This is a genomic window from Shewanella sp. KT0246 (genome assembly GCF_019654955.1).
Classification (GTDB): Bacteria; Pseudomonadota; Gammaproteobacteria; order Enterobacterales; family Shewanellaceae; genus Shewanella; species Shewanella goraebulensis.
Genome location: NZ_BPEV01000014.1, coordinates 87,145 through 104,580, shown reverse-complemented (window position 1 = coordinate 104,580; position 17,436 = coordinate 87,145). Strand labels below are relative to the sequence as shown.

Genomic DNA, 17,436 nt, shown 5'->3' with positions numbered 1-17,436 from the left:
AGCCCACAGTGAGTGGAATTTTATTAGGAATTAACATCGACCATATTGCCACTTTACGTCAGGCTCGTGGTACTGAATACCCCGATCCTGTTCATGCAGCAGCAGTGGCAGAGCACGCAGGCGCTGATGGTATTACTATCCATTTACGTGAAGACCGCAGACACATTGTTGACCGCGATGTTTATTTACTCGCTAAAACATTAAAAACAAGAATGAACTTTGAGTTTGCTGTTACTGAAGAAATGATTTCAATCGCTTGTGATGTAAAGCCAGCTTACGCATGTCTTGTTCCTGAAAAGCGTGAAGAACTGACGACAGAAGGCGGTTTAGATGTTGCTGGTCAGCTCGATAAAATAACTCAAGCTGTCAAACGATTAGCGGCAGAAGGTATCAAAGTGTCTTTATTCATAGATGCTGATAAAACTCAAATTGATGCCGCCGTTGCTTCAGGCGCTCCGTATATTGAAATTCATACAGGTTGTTATGCTGATGCCAAAACAGATGCTGAGCAGTCACTAGAATTAGCCCGAATTACCGAAATGGCAAAGTATGCCCATGGAAAAGGTTTAATCGTTAATGCGGGGCATGGTTTGCATTACCATAACGTAAAGCCTATCGCAGCAATTCCAGAGTTATATGAGTTGAATATTGGTCATGCAGTTATTGCTCGTGCTGCGATTGATGGTTTAGCTGTAGCGGTAAAAGATATGAAGCAACTGATGCAAGAAGGTCGTAGAGGCGAGTAATGGCAATAATTGGTTTAGGGACTGATATTGTCGAAATAGCGCGAATAGAGTCGCAGTATGAGCGTCTTGGCGATAAATTAGCTAAACGTGTATTAACGGCTGTGGAACTCGATATTTATCAAGTATCTAAAGTTCCACATCGTTACCTTGCGAAGCGATATTCAGCGAAAGAAGCGGCTGCTAAAGCGCTTGGGACTGGGATTGGACGTGGTGTATCGTTTCAGCACATTCATATCAGCAATAATGATAATGGTGCTCCGCAGATAAGTTTCACCGATGGTGCTTTAGCGAGAATGAATGAGTTGGGTGCTACCTGTGCGCACATTACTATTGCTGACGAACTGCATTATGCAGTGTCGACGGTCATCATAGAATCTTAGTTTTATCGCTCTTTATCCCCTTGAAAATTATAAAGGCGCTTATGCGCCTTTTTTATTGCGCTTTATAAGCCTATGTATGCAGCAGTTAGACTGTATTTTATTATTCCTGATTCAAACAGTTGTTTATCTAGAGCTTGAGCTCCATCGCTGAAATAGGGTAAGTTAATGGGGTGTTACATTATAAAAATAACAAGGACTCCTAATGAAAACGGCTGTGGAACAACTCGCCACTTATAAAAGTGTGCATTTAAATCCTAAAAATATCAGAACACACTTTGTAGGCGTACCACTCATCATTTGGTCTGTATTTTTGTTACTGAATTTGATACCAATCAATTTTGTATTCTTAGCTGAAGATGGCTTAAAAATTAATATCGCCACTATTTTTGCTATAGGCACACTCATTTATTACTTCATTTTGCATAAAGGTTTAGCGCTGGGATTAACGATTTTTATTATTCCAGTGCTCATTACATCATCGATGGTAGCAACGCTTAATGGTGCTTGGGCTATTGGTGTAGGGGTATTTTTTGTTGGTTGGGTGATTCAGTTCATTGGTCATAAATATGAAAAAGCTAAACCCGCTTTTATTGATGACTTAAATCAATTACTCATTGGCCCTTTTTTCTTGATGGCAGAGTTATATTTTATGCTAGGTATAAACAAACCTTTAGAGGCAGAGATAACCCCGATTGCCCGTGATAAACGTAGAGCCCTTGAAGCAAAAAGAAAACAAGCTGCATAGCATTAAACTTAACATTATTAGTAAACAAAAAGGCGCATGATGCGCCTTTTTTGATGTTAATAATCAATACTGAATAGAGACACGCTTGTGCTAATCCGTATCTTCTTCAGGTTCTTCAATTAGCCCAGGGATAACTTTGACGGCCTTGATCATGTTGTCGGATACTTCAATCACTTCTATATCATAATGATCTATTTTTAGCTTTGTGCCAGCATCAGGGATATCTTCAAGGTATTCAATAATTAAGCCATTGAGCGTCTTAGGGCCATCTATTGAAAAGTTCCACTTCATCTCTTTATTCAAATCACGGATGTTAATTGTTGCATCAATGACAAAGCTACCGTCTTGCTGAATATCAATATCTTCACTGGCAGTGGTGATCATTGAGGTAGTAAAGTCACCGACAATCTCTTCAAGAATATCTTCTAGGGTGACTAAGCCTTGAATATCACCATACTCATCAACTACTAAGCCAAAGCGTTCTTTGTTCTGTTGAAAGTTCGATAGTTGAACCGTTAGAGGTGTGCCTTCGGGAATAAAATACAGCTCTTTTACAGCTCGAAGAAGAGACGATTTACTAAACTCTTCCTTAGACTGTAACCGCAAAGCATCACGTAAATGAATAAAGCCAACCGCATCATCGATGTTATCGCGATAAACTAATACGCGAGTATGAGGGCTTTGAGTAACTTGTTTATTAATCAGTTTGAATTCGTCATTAACGTTAATTGCATAGATATCGGAGCGAGGGATCATGATATCTTCAACTGTGACCTTTTCTAAGTCGAGGATCGACAGCAACATTTCTTGATGTCGTTGTGGAATAAGGGCGCCAGCCTCATGGACTACAGTACGCAACTCTTCCTGACTTAATGCATCATTGACGCTGATATTTTTAATACCTAATAGACGCAAAAAACCTGATGTGATGAGGTTAATGACCTTAACTAATGGCCATAATACTGAAAGTAACCCACGTAGTAAAAAACTCGATGGGAAAGCAATACGTTCAGGGTGGAGGGCTGCAACGGTTTTAGGAGTGACTTCTGCAAAAATTAACACCACTAATGTCAGCACGCCGGTAGCTATCGCAACGCCGACATCACCAAACAAGCGCATACCAATGATTGTGGCAATAGCAGAGGCTAAAATGTTGACTAAATTATTGCCAATCAAGATTAACCCAATCAATCTGTCTGGTCTTTCAAGCATTTTTAATGCGCGTTGCGCACCCTTATGGCCGCTAGCAGCAAGGTGACGAAGACGATAGCGATTTAACGTCATCATAGCTGTCTCTGAACCTGAAAAGTAGGCTGAGATCAGGATTAACACCAGTAAAGAGAGAAGAAGTGTGCTGGTAGAAATGGCGTCCAAAAAGGGCTCCAGTTGACTTAGTAAAATTTACAGTAAAAAAAAGACGAATGATGAGTATCAATCATTCGTCATGAGTGTCAAGTCTGAGAGGGGGTACCTGCCAGATTTGTAGTTTATCTTAAAATGATTTCAGTCACTATTCGAGCGCCAAAATAAGCTAAAGACAATAATGTTGCCCCTGATAATGTGTAAATAACAGCAGTGCGGACTCTACAACCAATGGCATAGTTCTGCCAAAGCATCGCACCATAAACTAACCAAGCTAAGATTGATAAAATAGCTTTGTGACCTTTTCCGTCTTCAAACATATCTTCTAAAAAGATAAAACCAGTGGCTAAGGATAGGGTCAGTAGAATCATGCCGATAGTCACTAAATGATAAAGTTGTTTTTCAACTGTCATTAAAGGTGGCATGCCAGGGCTCATCATTGCTTTTTTGTTTTTGAGTTTGTTCTGAATCAACAACAATTGAATTGCATAAAGTGCGGCAATCATTAATGCACTGTATGCCATTAGAGAAAGCACAATGTGGGCTAAAATCTCTGGATGAATATCAAAATGGATAATGTACTGAGGTGGAATTAACCACAAAACAGCTACCGAGATCACCGAGCAAGCATAAACCACTGGGACCACCACAATTACTTTTAAGCGATGCATGATGATGGTAAAGCTGAATGCGATAATCCAGTTAACCAATGATATTACATTGGTTAAACTAAAGTTCTGCCCATCAGCGGTGAAAATCGTTTGCGAAAGTGCGATACCGTGCAGCACAACTGCAATTGATGCAAAAATGGCCACTAATCTACGATTAGGACCTTCTGCATGGAATAATCGACTCGTTACTAGCACAAGTGCAATGCAATAAAACAACATAGCCGAAGCTGAAAAAATGACCATCTGGAATAAACCTATCAAGTTATGAGTGCAGGTTGTTTTTAAAAATAAAATCAGCACATCTATATTTATCTTAGATTAACATGAACCCTACCCATTAGGGCAGTGACCCAAGACTCAAAATTTAACAGTTTCCACCATTTAACTCCAAATAATTTACGAATAATGACCTACATCAATAGTCAGGCTTAAGGCTAATCTCGCATCTTTAAGTAGTTTGGGTATAATAGGCGCCAATTATCGAATCGTTTAAGGTAAACAGCAGAGCATGTTTGAGAATCTAACCGACAGACTGTCACGAACCCTCAAGAATATTAGTGGTCGTGGTCGCTTAACCGAAGACAACATTAAAGAAACCTTACGTGAAGTGCGCATGGCACTACTTGAGGCTGATGTTGCTTTGCCCGTTGTACGCCAATTTGTAAACAGCGTAAAAGAACGTGCAGTCGGTCAAGAAGTCTCTAAAAGTTTAAGTCCAGGACAAGCATTCATTAAGATTGTCCAAAATGAACTTGAAAAAGCGATGGGCGAAGCTAATGAAGCATTAGATTTAGCCAGTCAGCCTCCAGCAGTATTAATGATGGCAGGTTTGCAAGGTGCGGGTAAAACCACCAGTGTTGCAAAACTTGCGAAATTCTTACGTGAGCGTGAGAAAAAATCTGTTTTAGTTGTGAGTGCTGATGTTTATCGCCCAGCTGCGATTAAGCAATTGGAAACCTTGGCTGAAGAAGTTGAAGTCGAGTTTTTCCCATCAGATGTTAGTCAAAAGCCAATTGATATTGCTACTGCAGCAATTGCACACGCGAAATTAAAGTTCATTGATGTTGTTATTGTCGATACGGCAGGTCGTTTGCACGTTGACGAAGCCATGATGGATGAGATTAAAGATCTCCATGCGGCTGTGACCCCTGTAGAAACTTTATTTGTTGTTGATGCTATGACAGGTCAAGATGCGGCTAATACAGCAAAATCATTTAACGAAGCGTTACCTTTAACCGGTGTTATTTTAACAAAGGTTGATGGTGATGCTCGTGGTGGTGCAGCGTTATCAATACGCAACATTACTGGAAAACCAATTAAGTTCTTAGGTGTTGGTGAAAAAACTGATGCGTTAGAGCCTTTCCACCCTGAACGTATCGCTTCACGAATTCTTGGCATGGGTGACGTATTGTCACTGATTGAAGAAGTAGAACGTGGCGTTGATAAAGATAAGGCCATGAAGCTTGCTTCAAAGGTGAAATCTGGTGGTGGATTCGATCTTGAAGATTTTCGTGAACAACTGCAGCAAATGAAAAACATGGGCGGCATGATGGGCATGATTGAAAAGTTACCAGGAGTAGGGCAACTTCCTCCAGAAGCATTAGCTCAAGTTCAAGATGGCAAGATGACCAATCAAATGGAAGCTATCATCAACTCAATGACGCCTGGCGAACGCCAACGTCCTGACATTATCAAAGGCTCGCGTAAGCGCCGTATTGCATTAGGTTCAGGTACACAAATTCAAGACGTTAACCGTTTATTGAAGCAGTTTACCCAAATGCAAAAAATGATGAAAAAGATGTCAGGTAAAGGTGGCATGAAGAAAATGATGCGTAGCATGGGCGGAATGATGCCTCCTGGAATGAAATTTCCAGGGCGTTAATACGCTTTAAAACTTCAAAAAATTTATCTACTTCAGTCCGTAAGACTGATTCTCAACTATGCGGCCATTGTCTCTTTGGTTTTTAAAACAACGGATTTGGTTGCAATAGTTGAAAAATCAGGTAAAATCTTGCGGCTTTCTCTGGGGCCCTTCGCGAACACGGAGTCCCAGTTTTTATTTTTGCTTACTAGCAAATCATTAGAGGAATAAAACGCATGGTTACCATTCGTTTAGCTCGTGGCGGCGCAAAAAAGCGTCCATTTTACAATATCGTTGTTGCTGATAGCCGCAATGCTCGTGACGGTCGTTTCATCGAACGTGTTGGTTTTTTCAATCCTTTAGCTAAAGGCCAAGAAGAAACTCTACGTTTAGATCTTGATCGTGTTGATCACTGGGTTGGTACTGGTGCAGCAACTTCAGAACGCGTAGCGAAATTGATCAAAGACGCTCGTAAAGCTGTTGCTTAATAGCGTTAAGGTATAAATAGATGAGTAGTAACCAACAACCAATCGTACTAGGCAAAATTGGCTCTAGTCATGGTATTAAAGGTTGGATGAAAATCACTTCTTATACCGATTCTGTTGAAGGTATTTTTGATTATTCACCTTGGTTCATTAAAGAACAAGGCGAATGGCGTGAAGTAAAAGTCGCTCAGTGGCGTTTTCAAGGGAAAGCACTTGTTGCTTGTCTTGAAGGTATAGATACACGTGAGGATGCGCAACAACTTACAAATTGTGAGATTGCAATTCAGGCTGACCAAATTAAAGACTTGTCAGAAGATGAATTCTACTGGCGAGACTTGATTGGTTGTACTGTGACCAATACTAAAGGCTACAACATGGGGGAAGTTGAACAGATCGTGGAAACAGGATCTAACGACGTACTTCTTGTTAAAGCTAACGTAAAAGATGCATTCGGCAAAGCGGAACGTATGATCCCCTTTGTCCCTGAGCAGTTCGTCCTAGAGGTGAACGTGCAAAGTAAACAGATATTAGTGGATTGGGATCCAGACTTTTAAGTCGAGGTACAACATATGTGGTTAGGGGTAGTAACCCTGTTTCCTGAGATGTTTCGTGCTGTTACAGACTTTGGAGTTACGGGTCGAGCCGTTAAAAACGGCCTGTTAGAGTTGCAAACGTGGAATCCTCGTGATTTTACGAATGATCGACATAATACTGTTGATGACCGTCCTTACGGTGGTGGTCCAGGTATGTTGATGATGGTGCAACCGTTACGCGATGCTATTCATGCAGCGAAAGCTGCGGCAGGTGACGGTGCGAAGGTGATTTATTTATCGCCTCAAGGACGCAAGCTGGATCAGCAAGGCGTCAGTGAGTTAAGTAAATCATCTAGTTTGGTATTGGTATGTGGTCGATACGAAGGTGTTGACGAACGTATCATCCAATCTGAAGTTGATGAAGAGTGGTCGATTGGTGATTATGTGCTTTCGGGCGGAGAACTACCAGCAATGACTCTTATTGATTCAGTTGCAAGGTTAGTACCTGGTGTACTAGGTAAGCAAGCGTCAGCAGAGCAAGATTCTTTCTCTGATGGCTTATTGGATTGTCCACACTATACTCGCCCTGAAAACTTAGATGGTGTCGGTGTTCCAGCAGTGTTGTTAAGCGGTGACCACGAAAAAATTAGACTCTGGCGGTTACAACAAAGTCTTGGTAGGACTTTTTTGAGACGACCAGAATTATTTGAAAATCTAGCTCTGACTGGCGAACAAAAGACTCTTTTAGCAGAGTTTGTTTCAAACATGGACAAGCCTGTTTAGTCGAAGCTCAGTTAATCCTAGAACGGAGTAAGTTATGAACAATATCATTAAAATGCTCAACGATGAGCAAATGAAAACTGACGTACCTGAATTTGGTGCTGGTGATACAGTAGTAGTTCAAGTACGTGTTAAAGAAGGTGAAAAAGAGCGTCTACAGGCGTTTGAAGGTGTGGTAATCGCTAAGCGTAACCGTGGTCTTCACTCTGCATTCACTGTACGTAAAATCTCTAATGGCGAAGGTGTTGAGCGTGGTTTCCAAACTCACAGCCCACTAGTAGCTAGCATCGAAGTTAAGCGTCGCGGCCGTGTTCGTCGTGCTAAGCTTTACTACCTACGTGAGCGTTCAGGTAAATCTGCACGTATCCGTGAGAAGTTGGCAACTAAGTAATAGTTACCTGCTTGAAAAATTAGATGCAGTGTTCGCACAACAACCCGCCTATATGGCGGGTTTTTGTTTATTTGGAGAAAATTGTATTTATGGGTTGCTAAGACTCATTGAAAAAGGCATAGTTAGCTCAAGTTTGTAATGGTGTAGCGTTACACTAATATTTTAAAGTATTGTTTAGTGATAAACCGATAAGAAGTGAGTAATGAGCATGCAACAAGATACGATTAATAACGTCCATATTAGTTCTGAAAAAGTGCTGGTGACCCCAGCTGAGTTAAAAAAAGAGTTACCGTTATCTGATCATGCTTATCAGTATATTTTAGATGCACGCCAAACCGTGGCCGATATTGTGCATAAGCGTGATAATCGCGTGTTAATCGTTACAGGTCCTTGCTCTATTCACGATATCGATGCCGCTAAAGAATACGCTTTAAAACTTAAAAAGCTTCATGATGAGTTAAGCGGCGAGTTTTACATCTTAATGCGAGTCTATTTCGAAAAACCACGCACAACAGTAGGCTGGAAAGGACTAATCAATGATCCAGATATGAATGAATCATTTGATGTAGAAAAAGGCTTAAGAATGGCACGTGAGCTGATGATTTGGCTTGCAGAATTAGAGTTACCTGTAGCCACAGAAGCACTCGATCCAATTAGTCCACAATATATGTCAGAACTTGTTACTTGGTCAGCCATTGGTGCACGTACAACTGAATCGCAAACTCACCGTGAAATGGCTTCGGGGTTATCTATGCCCGTCGGATTCAAAAATGGCACAGATGGCAAACTTGATGTGGCCATTAATGCATTAAAATCTGCAGCGAGTAGCCATAGATTTATGGGGATAAATCAGCAGGGGCAAGTATCATTACTGCAAACAGCAGGTAACCCAGATGGTCACGTGATTTTACGAGGTGGTAAAACACCGAATTATGATGCACAAAGTGTCGCAACATGCGAAGAGCAGTTACATAATGCTAAGCTCAATGCCCGATTAATCATTGATTGTAGTCATGGTAATTCATCGAAAGACTATACAAGACAGACCATAGTTTGCGAGGATGTATTTCAGCAAATAAATAACGGTAATCGTTCAGTGATTGGTGTCATGTTAGAAAGTCATTTGAATGAAGGTAATCAATCATCTGATAAGCCTTTACCAGAACTTGCATATGGCGTTTCTGTTACTGATTCATGTATTAATTGGGCAACAACAGAGTCATTATTACGTCGAAATGCCGATTTATTAAAAAACATATTACCGAATCGCTTTGCTGATTAACTAATGAGTAAGTCGTGCGATAGATGGATATAAGCTATGAATGAAAAAACCACATTAGATTTAGAAAACTTGCGCGACTTGATAGATGGCGTTGACCAACAACTACTAAACCTACTCCGCAAGCGTCTCGACCTTGTTGCGCAAGTCGGTACGGTAAAACACGCTGCAGGTGTGCCGATTTATGCACCGCAACGTGAAGCCTCGATGCTTGCAAAGCGCCGTAAAGAAGCCAGTGATATGGATATTTCTCCTCAATTAATTGAGGACATCCTTAGACGGTTAATGCGCGAATCTTACCTGAATGAAAAAGATGTCGGCTTTAAACAGGTTAAAACTGACCTTGGGCATATCGTTATTGTGGGTGGTGAAGGTCAGTTAGGTGGTTTATTCAGTCAAATGCTGACGCTTTCAGGATATCAAGTTAAAAGCTTAGATAAAGACGATTGGCATCGAGCTGATGAGTTATTTGACGGTGCTGGTATGGTAATTGTTACTGTACCTATCAATGTCACTTGTGAGGTGATTCGTAGCAAGTTAAATCATTTACCTGAACAATGTATCTTAGCCGACCTTACCTCAATCAAATCTGAGCCACTAAAGGCGATGCTAGAAGCGCATAGTGGACCTGTAGTGGGTTTACACCCAATGTTTGGCCCAGATGTAGGTAGTTTAGCTAAACAAGTTGTAGTGGTGTGTGATGGCCGAGATTCAGATAAGTACCAATGGTTTTTAGAGCAAATTACTATTTGGGGAGCGCGCATCGTTAATGAAGATGCCGAGCGTCATGATAAAGCAATGCAACTAGTGCAAGCCATGCGACATTTCTCAAGCTTTGTTTACGGGGTTAACCTATGCAAAGAAGAAGCTGATATAGAAAGCTTATTACAGTTCAGCTCACCTATTTATCGACTTGAACTTGCCATGGTAGGGCGTTTATTTGCTCAAGATCCTGAACTATATGCCGATATTATTTTTGCACAAGAAGGTAGCCAAGTGGCTATTAGTGATTACCTTGATAACTACCGCGATGCATTAGATTTACTGAAAAGTGGTAATAGGGAAGCATTTGTCGCGCAATTTAGAGATGTTGCTAAATGGTTTGGTGATTTTGCGCCGCAATTTCAGCACGAGAGTCGCGCTATGTTGCAGTCAGTGAATGATATGAAGACCAATTAGGGCAATTTTTTGGGTTAACGCTGCAAAAGATTGCGAAATATACAATCTAGGATTATTGTTATAAGGGAGTTGCGATAAGTAACTCCCTTAATTTTAACGTAATAGGAGTGAAATCTGATGACAGAGACAGAGGTGTATACTGCAGAAGATTTATCACTCGGGCATTTTTTATATGCGTTATTGAGTGCATTTCCGCTATTTTTCTTACCTGTTTTTTTCAGTTTAATTATTAATATTTCACAGACCAATATTGCTGCTAACTCTTTATTGTCATCTCATTTGCGCTGGCAACGTAACAGTATCACAGGATTAGTGCCGTTATTAATGATTGGTTACTTTTTACCACAGCTGTGGTTAAGTATACCGGTATTCATATTTGCATTAGTCTGGTTTAGTTATCGGGTTTTCAAAGGTTGGTTAGGTTTAAACGACAGTGTCAGTATGTATTAAGTGCTTGCTGGAGCTTATTTTTAACCAAAGAGAACTGCAATAAACATAAAAAAACCGAACTCATCAGTTCGGTTTTTTGTTTTAGCGAGATATAAAAAATTACTGATGAAGTTGATGCAATAACTCAGCTTGTTGTTCCGAACATGTCAGTTGCTTTTCATTAATAATCAAGCCACTCGAACCTAGTTGCTTGATTGCGTTGGCTTGTTGGTTAATGAGCTTATCTTCGACGGCGTAACTCGTATTACCTAGCACTGGTAGATGACTTTCAGATATTATTTCAATGAGTCCGGCAAGATCTAAAGCAAGCTGCTCAGGGTTACTAAAGCTTCTAATTCCTGCTTCCACTAAAATAAGCTGTTGGTTACCTTGAGTCAGTATTTTGTTCGCTGATGCTAACCAATCGGCTGTACTTGCCATGGTATTTCGCTCTAACAATACAGGGGTACTTACAGAGCCAGCTATGGTGAGCAATTCATCATTGTACATTTCTTTGCCCGCGATATAGACCATGTCAGCGACTTTCACGGTTTCGTTAAAGTTAGTCACCGAATCTATCTGCACCGCGCTTGCTAATCCAGCCTGAGCAATCAAATGGCAATAGCCTTTTATATCCAGTGTACTCAAGTTTGCAGATGTAGGGTTGAGCAATAAGACAGCTTGAAATCCTGACTCTTTAATCTGTTTTACTTTGGTGGCAAATACATCAGTACTAATCGGCAGTGTTAATTGCTGCATTGCCGCAAAATCATCGCCGCCTACGTTAAATTGGTTAACCTCAATTAAAGTATTTTGTTGGCGGTATAGTTTTGAATACTTGGGCGCATCGTTATCTTGCGATGGCGTCTCTACTTTTTCCTTTGAGCTGATTGGTTCAATGAGTAATTGGCTATTGTTCAATTGAGTAGGCTTGACCGTTTCACAAGGGTAGCAACCTAATACTTTAATAAAGCGTGTTAGTCGCTCTAACTCTTTTAATGCCTGTTGAAGCTCGTTGGTTGCTAAATTAGCGTCAACATCTAGATAAAACATCTCTTCCCAAGGGGTTCCTGGTATTGGGCGAGACTCAAGTTTACTCATATTAATGTTATGTGCTTTGAGCACTAGAAGGGTTTCTACTAGTGCACCAGGTTTTTGCCCTGTCGCCATAATTAAGGTGGTTTTAGCTGGCAGTTGTGAAGGCACAGCGACAGCTTTTCTCGCCACAACAATGAAACGGCTTTGGTTAATTTTTTGATTAGCTAAGCCATTTTCAGCAGCGCTTAACTGGTATAGAGCACCACCCTCAGCACTACCGATAGCCGCAACACTGTTATCTTCAGCATCAATTACTTTTTGCATTGCTTCAGCACTGCTTGAGCAATATGCCAGAGTCAGATTAGGGTGTTGCGATAACCAATGGCTGCATTGGCTAATTGGCTGGGGATGAGCAAACACGGTTTTAATGCTATCTAAACTCGCGCCATCTTTAGTTAATAGACAATGCCCAACCTCTATAGTGGTTTCGCCAACAATAGACAATGAAGTGTGTTGTAGTACATCGTAAACTTCATTGATTGAACCTGATGAGGTATTTTCTATTGGCAGAAAGCCTAAATCAGCATGACCCAGCTCAACAGACTTAATAATTTCATCAAAGCTTTGGCAACCTAGGTCAACCATCTCTACTTGGCGGCGCTGACAAAAACGACTAGCAGCTAAATAAGAGTAGGAACCGCGAGCACCGAGATAAGCAATTGTCGATTGTTGTTGCTGTATTTCAGGGTTAGCTCTGCCATGTAAATACGCTTGTTGATTTAAAACTGAGTCTTCAATAATGCTTTGGTATAAAGAAATAACAAAATGCGCATCTAAACCGTGCTCACGTCCTTGCTCGACCAATCTAGCGAGTAATTCTTTTTCTCTTTGAGTATCGCGTATAGGTCTTACATCGACTTCTTTGCTGCGAGCAACATCTAAGCTTAAATTACGACGTTTAGACAATAAGGAAAGCAGTTCTTTATCTAAGGCGGTGATTTGTTTGCGGGTTTGGTTTAACTCTGGCGCTTTGTTCATATTTGCCTCAATGACGACTGCTTAGCTGACATACCTGTTTAACAGATAGCATTTAAAAATTAATAATAAAAAGCCCCCCAAGTGGGAGGCTTTATATTTCATTTTCGTTTTTACACAAAAATTCCGCCTCAATATGGGGGCTGCATAAAAAAGAAAATAAAATCGATATAGGTAAATTTGTTCATCTCATTAAAACTAAAGGGATGAAGGGAAAGTGTCAATCAAATTATGCTGAAGATTGCTCATAATCTTTCGTATGGCAAGGTTATGGGAATGATAAAGACTTATCTGACAAAATTTGAGCATTAAAAAGCGCACCCGAGGATGCGCTCTTGGTTAAACGTTAAATAAATCGTCAAGCTGCGGTTTCCTCCTTATAGTCATACTCAAAATCATTATCCGTTTCAGCTGTTGGCGAAACGTGACGTTGAGCTTGGGGCTTATGAGTCAGGCGATTTAGCTGTTTCTCCAGCTTTTTACCCATTGCAGTAATTGCTGCGTAAAGGTTCTCGTTTTTCGCCTGGGCAAATAGTTCTCCACTTGGCAAGCCTACAGAAGACTCGATCTTAAAGTTCTGCTTTTCCTGAGTAATGATAACGTGTGGGTTTATTAGTTGAATATCGTGTCGTGCTAGTTTTTCAAATTGTCCTTCGATGCGTTCAAGAATTAGTGCAGTGACTTCAAGTTGCTTGCTAGTGATTTTCAGCATATTTCGAACCTTCTGTTGTTTGCTTAAATTCAGATTACCAAGCTCACAGACAAAAATTGTGATCTAAATCACATTTTGGTGGGTGTTTTAGTCTGTTTGATTCATATTTGATCGCTTAGACAAAATGGATAAAAAAGTCACCAAAAATCCTTGTAATCTCTTTTTATTAGGCTCATATTGGAATGGATAACAATGTATGTGATTTATAAACTTCTGTTAATCATGCTTAAAATTTGCACAGATTATTAAGCTTCCAATACATCTAAATCTTCCTGTTTGTCCTTCTTTGCTAGTGTTTGAATAATCTCTTTATCGAAAAAGTTAACGCTTGTGGATTGAATGCAAACTCGCTTACAAATCTCATATCAATTTAAACTCATAATTTGCTTGATCTTGATCTAAAACTTTTCGATTATATCGCCGTGAAATAAATTGTCGTAAAAGGCATAGCTTGTTAAAAACTGCGAAATTACCGCACATAACTTACCTTTCTTTACGTTTCTAATCTATCAGGGTGAGTTTAGTGCCTTTATAATCGAACAGAGTAAACACTATCGATTATTTACACATTAATAGTATTTACGGTGAATTATATGAGTATAGAACAAAAAAAAATTAAGGTATGGGATATACCCACTCGTTTATTTCATTGGCTCACTGTTGGCTTGTTAGTTTCACTTTGGTGGACTGCTGATAGTGGAGAAATGGAGTGGCATCAAATATGCGCTTATAGTCTGATGGTGTTAGTGATTTCAAGACTTTTATGGGGAATTGTTGGCAGCGAGACTTCTCGCTTTACTGATTTTGTAGCTGGCCCCAAAAAAGTACTGAATTACCTGACGGGAAAGCACTCATCAACAGTAGTCGGTCATAATCCATTAGGCGGTTACATGGTGCTATTTATGCTAACCGTGTTGAGTTTACAATTACTTAGTGGCTTATTTTCTAGTGATGATATTTTTACTGAAGGTCCATTGTATTCAATGGTTTCATCTGATCTTGGAGCTTGGTTTACCTGGCTGCATAAAGTTAACTTCAATGTCATTCTAGGCTGTATTATTTTGCATGTTTCGGTCATTTTGCTTTATGCAATAAAGGGGAATAACTTGGTGACGGCGATGATTTCTGGAAATAAAAAATTAACTGATGAAGAATACAAAATGCTTTCTAAAGAACCCAAAATGACTTCATCACTGATAGCAATGATGATTGTTGCATTAATTGGTTTGGTGGTTGGTTATTGGTTAATTGCGCCTATTGTAGCGTACCTATAATGATTAAGTGGCGTAACTTTAGTTATTAATAGTCCAGTGTTTGTATAGCGGTTAGTCAATTAACTAGAACAGCATTTTCAAAGTCTAAAAAAGCCCACTTTAATGTGGGCTTTTTATTGGTTACTACATCATCTATCGAATCACCGAATCACCGAATCACCGAAGCTAGAGATAATGATTAGTCTTTTTTGTACATATCATGGCAACCTTTACAGCTTTTGCCAGTATTCCCAAAAGCTTGTTTTATTTGCTTTTTGTCACCGGTTTGCGCTGCAATATTTAATTTAGCTGCATTTTCTTGGAACGTAGTCATTTTTTCGTCAAAGTCAGCTTTATTGCTCCATATTTTTGCAAGAGCTTCAGTGTTACCTTTGTCAGACCCGTCGATAAAGCCTTCATGAGGGATCTTAGAAAGAGCGGCAAGGTTTGCTGCACGTGTTTGGAACACGTTTAAGTCAAAATCCTTTTTCCCTTTCAACATCGCACCCATATCACCAAACTGGTAGCGGATCAGGCTGAAACCAGATTTACGATAATCAATCGCATCATCAGTATCTTCAAAGTTATGTGCATTTACAGTAGGGATAAGTAATGCGCTCGCAGCAATTGCAAAAATTATGCTTTTCATAAGTTTTCTCTTATTTTCTAATTATATGGCTAGTGGTTTAAGTCACATTTTACACATAAATTTGAACTGAGTGCGAGACTTGTTTGTGTCTATTTGTAAGTAAAGTGACAAAAACAGCTAACAACGAAATAAATTACAAATTTACTTTTTGCTAGGTGTGAATTATTGGTACACTTTGTACTGTTGAGGCATTACTAAAAGAGAGTGTTATGCGAGCTGATTGGGATTGTGTTGTCGAGAAGGTGTTGAGTTATCCGAACTCTGATGAATTAGGCATTTTATTTCAACTATTACTGACAGAGGAAGAACGCAGTGCGGTCGCAGGTCGTTTGAAGGTTTTTCAATTGCTATTGGAAGGCGACTTGAGTCAGCGCCAAATTTCAGCTGATTATCAAGTTAGTATCGCAACGATCACTCGCTGTTCAAATTACTTAAAAAACATGCAACCTGCACAGAAGCAAAAAATCCAGCAATTACTGCTGGATTAATGAAATCAATCTAAAATTTAGACGGTGAGTCTAAGTTTGTTAGTTAAATTTGGCCTTGGTTTGTACCGTCGGAATTTTATGGTGACGATAGCTTATTCTGCGTAATAGAACGTAAGCACCATAGGTAAATAGGCATATCGATATCACTACACCAGAGTCTTTTGGTAGAAAGCGGAAAATTAATCCTGCTGACATGATGTAGATAAAAGGCAGATACCCATATATAGACTCGGGAAGTATCCCATCAATACGTTTTCTTTTGCGGTCTGTTCTGCGGTTTTTAGAACGTTGGTTCCAGATATGAGCACCATAAAAAAACACCAACAATGAAGCTAATATGGCGTATGGCTCTTTCAGCAGTGCAACACTTCCCGCTCCTACAATCATGTATGTAAGGGGCAAGATTTCATAAATCGGTTTAATTAACATAAGCACTCCGTCGCTTGTGATTAATCATGGGTAGGTTTTTTCAGGTTAAGTCTATGACCTCAGCAATTCCCTACCGTTACTAAACACCTGACCCATTAAATGCGTTTCCAAATTTAATCATAGTCAGTTAATTCATATTTAGTTTTGTAAATGCTCTTTAACTAATATGAATAATAACGCAAAAAAAATACGTTACCCAATTTATTGGCTAACGTATCTTTGAATTCAAACTTTAGGTTTAGGGTTATATAGCTAACTCATTGAAATAAGCATAATGAGCTTAGTTATTTGACTCTAATTAATGGCAACCACAGCCGCCATTACCATCACAACCTGGTTTTTCTGTATCACATTGCTCATTTTCGTGAGCATGATCGTGTCCACAACCACCAGCAGCATGAATATGGCCGTGAGCGATTTCTTCAGCTGTCGCTTCGCGCACGTCCATCACTTCAACACTAAAATTTAATGCTTGACCTGCTAAAGGGTGATTGCCATCAACGACAACAACAGTATCTTTCACTTCAGTGACTTGAACTGGACGTTGGCCCATTTCGGTTTCAGCAATAAAACGCATACCCGGAACGATATCTTCTACATCACCGAATGCTTCTAAAGGCACTTCTTGCTTAAGGCCTTCATGGTATTCACCATATGCTTGCTCAGTAGGTATGTTGGCATCAAACTTATCACCAATGACTTTGCCTTCAAGTTCACTTTCTAAGCCTGGAATTAGGCCCTCAGTACCATGAAGATATGCCATAGGCTCTGCTTCAAATGAGCTTTCAATAAGTTGGCCATCTTGGTCTGTTAAACGGTAGTGAATAGTCACTGCTGAATGTTTTGTGATTTTCATAACGACTCCAATTCATAATGTGGCCGCATGATAATACTTTTTATAGTAGGGGGGAATGATCAGTATCAGCTTTTGCTTATTCAATCACATGTTTTGTAAATTCAGTTAGATGAATCAATTTCATCTTGGATAACA

20 protein-coding genes and 1 other annotated feature are annotated in these 17,436 nt (G+C 39.8%); of the genes, 13 read left to right on the top strand and 7 right to left on the bottom strand.

Features of this window, described 5'->3' with window-relative positions:
* The first annotated feature begins 8 nt into the window (after window positions 1-8).
* From pdxJ to K5Q58_RS08975, 3 genes are all read left to right on the top strand, one after another.
* Window positions 9-746, top strand: a complete 738-nt coding sequence (gene pdxJ, locus K5Q58_RS08985) for a pyridoxine 5'-phosphate synthase (protein WP_220753597.1) — start codon at window positions 9-11, stop codon at window positions 744-746.
* Entirely contained in the window at window positions 746-1,126 is a 381-nt protein-coding gene (gene acpS / locus K5Q58_RS08980; protein ID WP_220753596.1) for a holo-ACP synthase, read from the top strand. The genes pdxJ and acpS overlap by 1 nt, the downstream gene beginning before the upstream one ends.
* A 202-nt stretch (window positions 1,127-1,328) precedes the next feature.
* Window positions 1,329-1,871: a DUF962 domain-containing protein gene (locus tag K5Q58_RS08975; RefSeq protein WP_220753595.1), complete on the top strand. Its 543-nt coding sequence runs from the start codon at window positions 1,329-1,331 to the stop codon at window positions 1,869-1,871.
* Window positions 1,872-1,961: 90 nt separating this feature from the next.
* Here the strand turns inward: K5Q58_RS08975 and K5Q58_RS08970 are convergent, their stop codons facing one another.
* Complete coding sequence (locus tag K5Q58_RS08970; protein ID WP_220753594.1) at window positions 1,962-3,245, bottom strand: HlyC/CorC family transporter; 1,284 nt, start codon at window positions 3,243-3,245, stop codon at window positions 1,962-1,964.
* 113 nt (window positions 3,246-3,358) lie between these two features.
* A complete protein-coding gene (locus tag K5Q58_RS08965; RefSeq protein WP_220753593.1) occupies window positions 3,359-4,147 on the bottom strand; it encodes an inner membrane protein YpjD in 789 nt (262 codons plus the stop codon).
* A 265-nt stretch (window positions 4,148-4,412) separates the two neighbouring features.
* On the opposite strand from K5Q58_RS08965, the gene ffh reads away from it, so the two are divergent.
* From ffh to K5Q58_RS08925, 8 genes are all read left to right on the top strand, one after another.
* Complete coding sequence (gene ffh, locus K5Q58_RS08960; protein WP_153914082.1) at window positions 4,413-5,786, top strand: signal recognition particle protein; 1,374 nt, start codon at window positions 4,413-4,415, stop codon at window positions 5,784-5,786.
* A 215-nt stretch (window positions 5,787-6,001) separates the two neighbouring features.
* The gene (gene rpsP, locus K5Q58_RS08955; protein ID WP_153914083.1) at window positions 6,002-6,253 is read left to right on the top strand and encodes a 30S ribosomal protein S16; all 252 of its coding nucleotides are present in this window, start codon (window positions 6,002-6,004) and stop codon (window positions 6,251-6,253) included.
* 20 nt (window positions 6,254-6,273) lie between these two features.
* Entirely contained in the window at window positions 6,274-6,804 is a 531-nt protein-coding gene (gene rimM / locus K5Q58_RS08950) for a ribosome maturation factor RimM (protein ID WP_220753592.1), read from the top strand.
* A gap of 15 nt (window positions 6,805-6,819) precedes the next feature.
* Window positions 6,820-7,566 carry a tRNA (guanosine(37)-N1)-methyltransferase TrmD gene (gene trmD / locus K5Q58_RS08945; protein ID WP_220753591.1) on the top strand — a complete coding sequence of 249 codons (747 nt, stop codon included), beginning with the start codon at window positions 6,820-6,822 and terminating at the stop codon, window positions 7,564-7,566.
* Window positions 7,567-7,600: 34 nt separating this feature from the next.
* On the top strand, window positions 7,601-7,954 hold the full coding sequence (gene rplS, locus K5Q58_RS08940) for a 50S ribosomal protein L19 (RefSeq protein WP_055025610.1): 354 nt from the start codon (window positions 7,601-7,603) through the stop codon (window positions 7,952-7,954).
* A 208-nt stretch (window positions 7,955-8,162) separates the two neighbouring features.
* Entirely contained in the window at window positions 8,163-9,236 is a 1,074-nt protein-coding gene (locus K5Q58_RS08935) for a 3-deoxy-7-phosphoheptulonate synthase (RefSeq protein WP_285165143.1), read from the top strand.
* 36 nt (window positions 9,237-9,272) lie between these two features.
* Window positions 9,273-10,412: a bifunctional chorismate mutase/prephenate dehydrogenase gene (gene tyrA, locus K5Q58_RS08930; protein WP_220753589.1), complete on the top strand. Its 1,140-nt coding sequence runs from the start codon at window positions 9,273-9,275 to the stop codon at window positions 10,410-10,412.
* Between the two features lie 117 nt (window positions 10,413-10,529).
* The gene (locus tag K5Q58_RS08925; protein WP_220753588.1) at window positions 10,530-10,862 is read left to right on the top strand and encodes a hypothetical protein; all 333 of its coding nucleotides are present in this window, start codon (window positions 10,530-10,532) and stop codon (window positions 10,860-10,862) included.
* 99 nt (window positions 10,863-10,961) lie between these two features.
* Here K5Q58_RS08925 and K5Q58_RS08920 read toward each other — a convergent pair whose 3' ends face one another.
* Both K5Q58_RS08920 and hpf read right to left on the bottom strand, forming a co-directional pair.
* Window positions 10,962-12,917 carry a chorismate mutase gene (locus K5Q58_RS08920; protein WP_220753587.1) on the bottom strand — a complete coding sequence of 652 codons (1,956 nt, stop codon included), beginning with the start codon at window positions 12,915-12,917 and terminating at the stop codon, window positions 10,962-10,964.
* 63 nt (window positions 12,918-12,980) lie between these two features.
* Window positions 12,981-13,096, bottom strand: a sequence feature (Phe leader region).
* Between the two features lie 176 nt (window positions 13,097-13,272).
* Window positions 13,273-13,626: a ribosome hibernation-promoting factor, HPF/YfiA family gene (hpf, locus tag K5Q58_RS08915; protein WP_220753586.1), complete on the bottom strand. Its 354-nt coding sequence runs from the start codon at window positions 13,624-13,626 to the stop codon at window positions 13,273-13,275.
* A gap of 593 nt (window positions 13,627-14,219) precedes the next feature.
* Here hpf and K5Q58_RS08910 point away from each other — a divergent pair.
* Window positions 14,220-14,900, top strand: coding sequence for a cytochrome b/b6 domain-containing protein (locus tag K5Q58_RS08910; RefSeq protein ID WP_220753585.1), 681 nt, complete (start codon window positions 14,220-14,222; stop codon window positions 14,898-14,900).
* Between the two features lie 178 nt (window positions 14,901-15,078).
* On the opposite strand, the gene K5Q58_RS08905 is transcribed toward K5Q58_RS08910, so the two are convergent.
* Window positions 15,079-15,528, bottom strand: a complete 450-nt coding sequence (locus K5Q58_RS08905) for a cytochrome c (RefSeq protein WP_220753584.1) — start codon at window positions 15,526-15,528, stop codon at window positions 15,079-15,081.
* 209 nt (window positions 15,529-15,737) lie between these two features.
* On the opposite strand from K5Q58_RS08905, the gene trpR reads away from it, so the two are divergent.
* A complete protein-coding gene (trpR, locus tag K5Q58_RS08900; protein WP_220753583.1) occupies window positions 15,738-16,016 on the top strand; it encodes a trp operon repressor in 279 nt (92 codons plus the stop codon).
* Window positions 16,017-16,055: 39 nt separating this feature from the next.
* Here the strand turns inward: trpR and K5Q58_RS08895 are convergent, their stop codons facing one another.
* Window positions 16,056-16,445, bottom strand: a complete 390-nt coding sequence (locus tag K5Q58_RS08895) for a hypothetical protein (RefSeq protein WP_220753582.1) — start codon at window positions 16,443-16,445, stop codon at window positions 16,056-16,058.
* A gap of 298 nt (window positions 16,446-16,743) precedes the next feature.
* Window positions 16,744-17,301, bottom strand: coding sequence for a peptidylprolyl isomerase (gene slyD / locus K5Q58_RS08890; RefSeq protein ID WP_220753581.1), 558 nt, complete (start codon window positions 17,299-17,301; stop codon window positions 16,744-16,746).
* Between the last annotated feature and the right edge of the window lie 135 nt (window positions 17,302-17,436).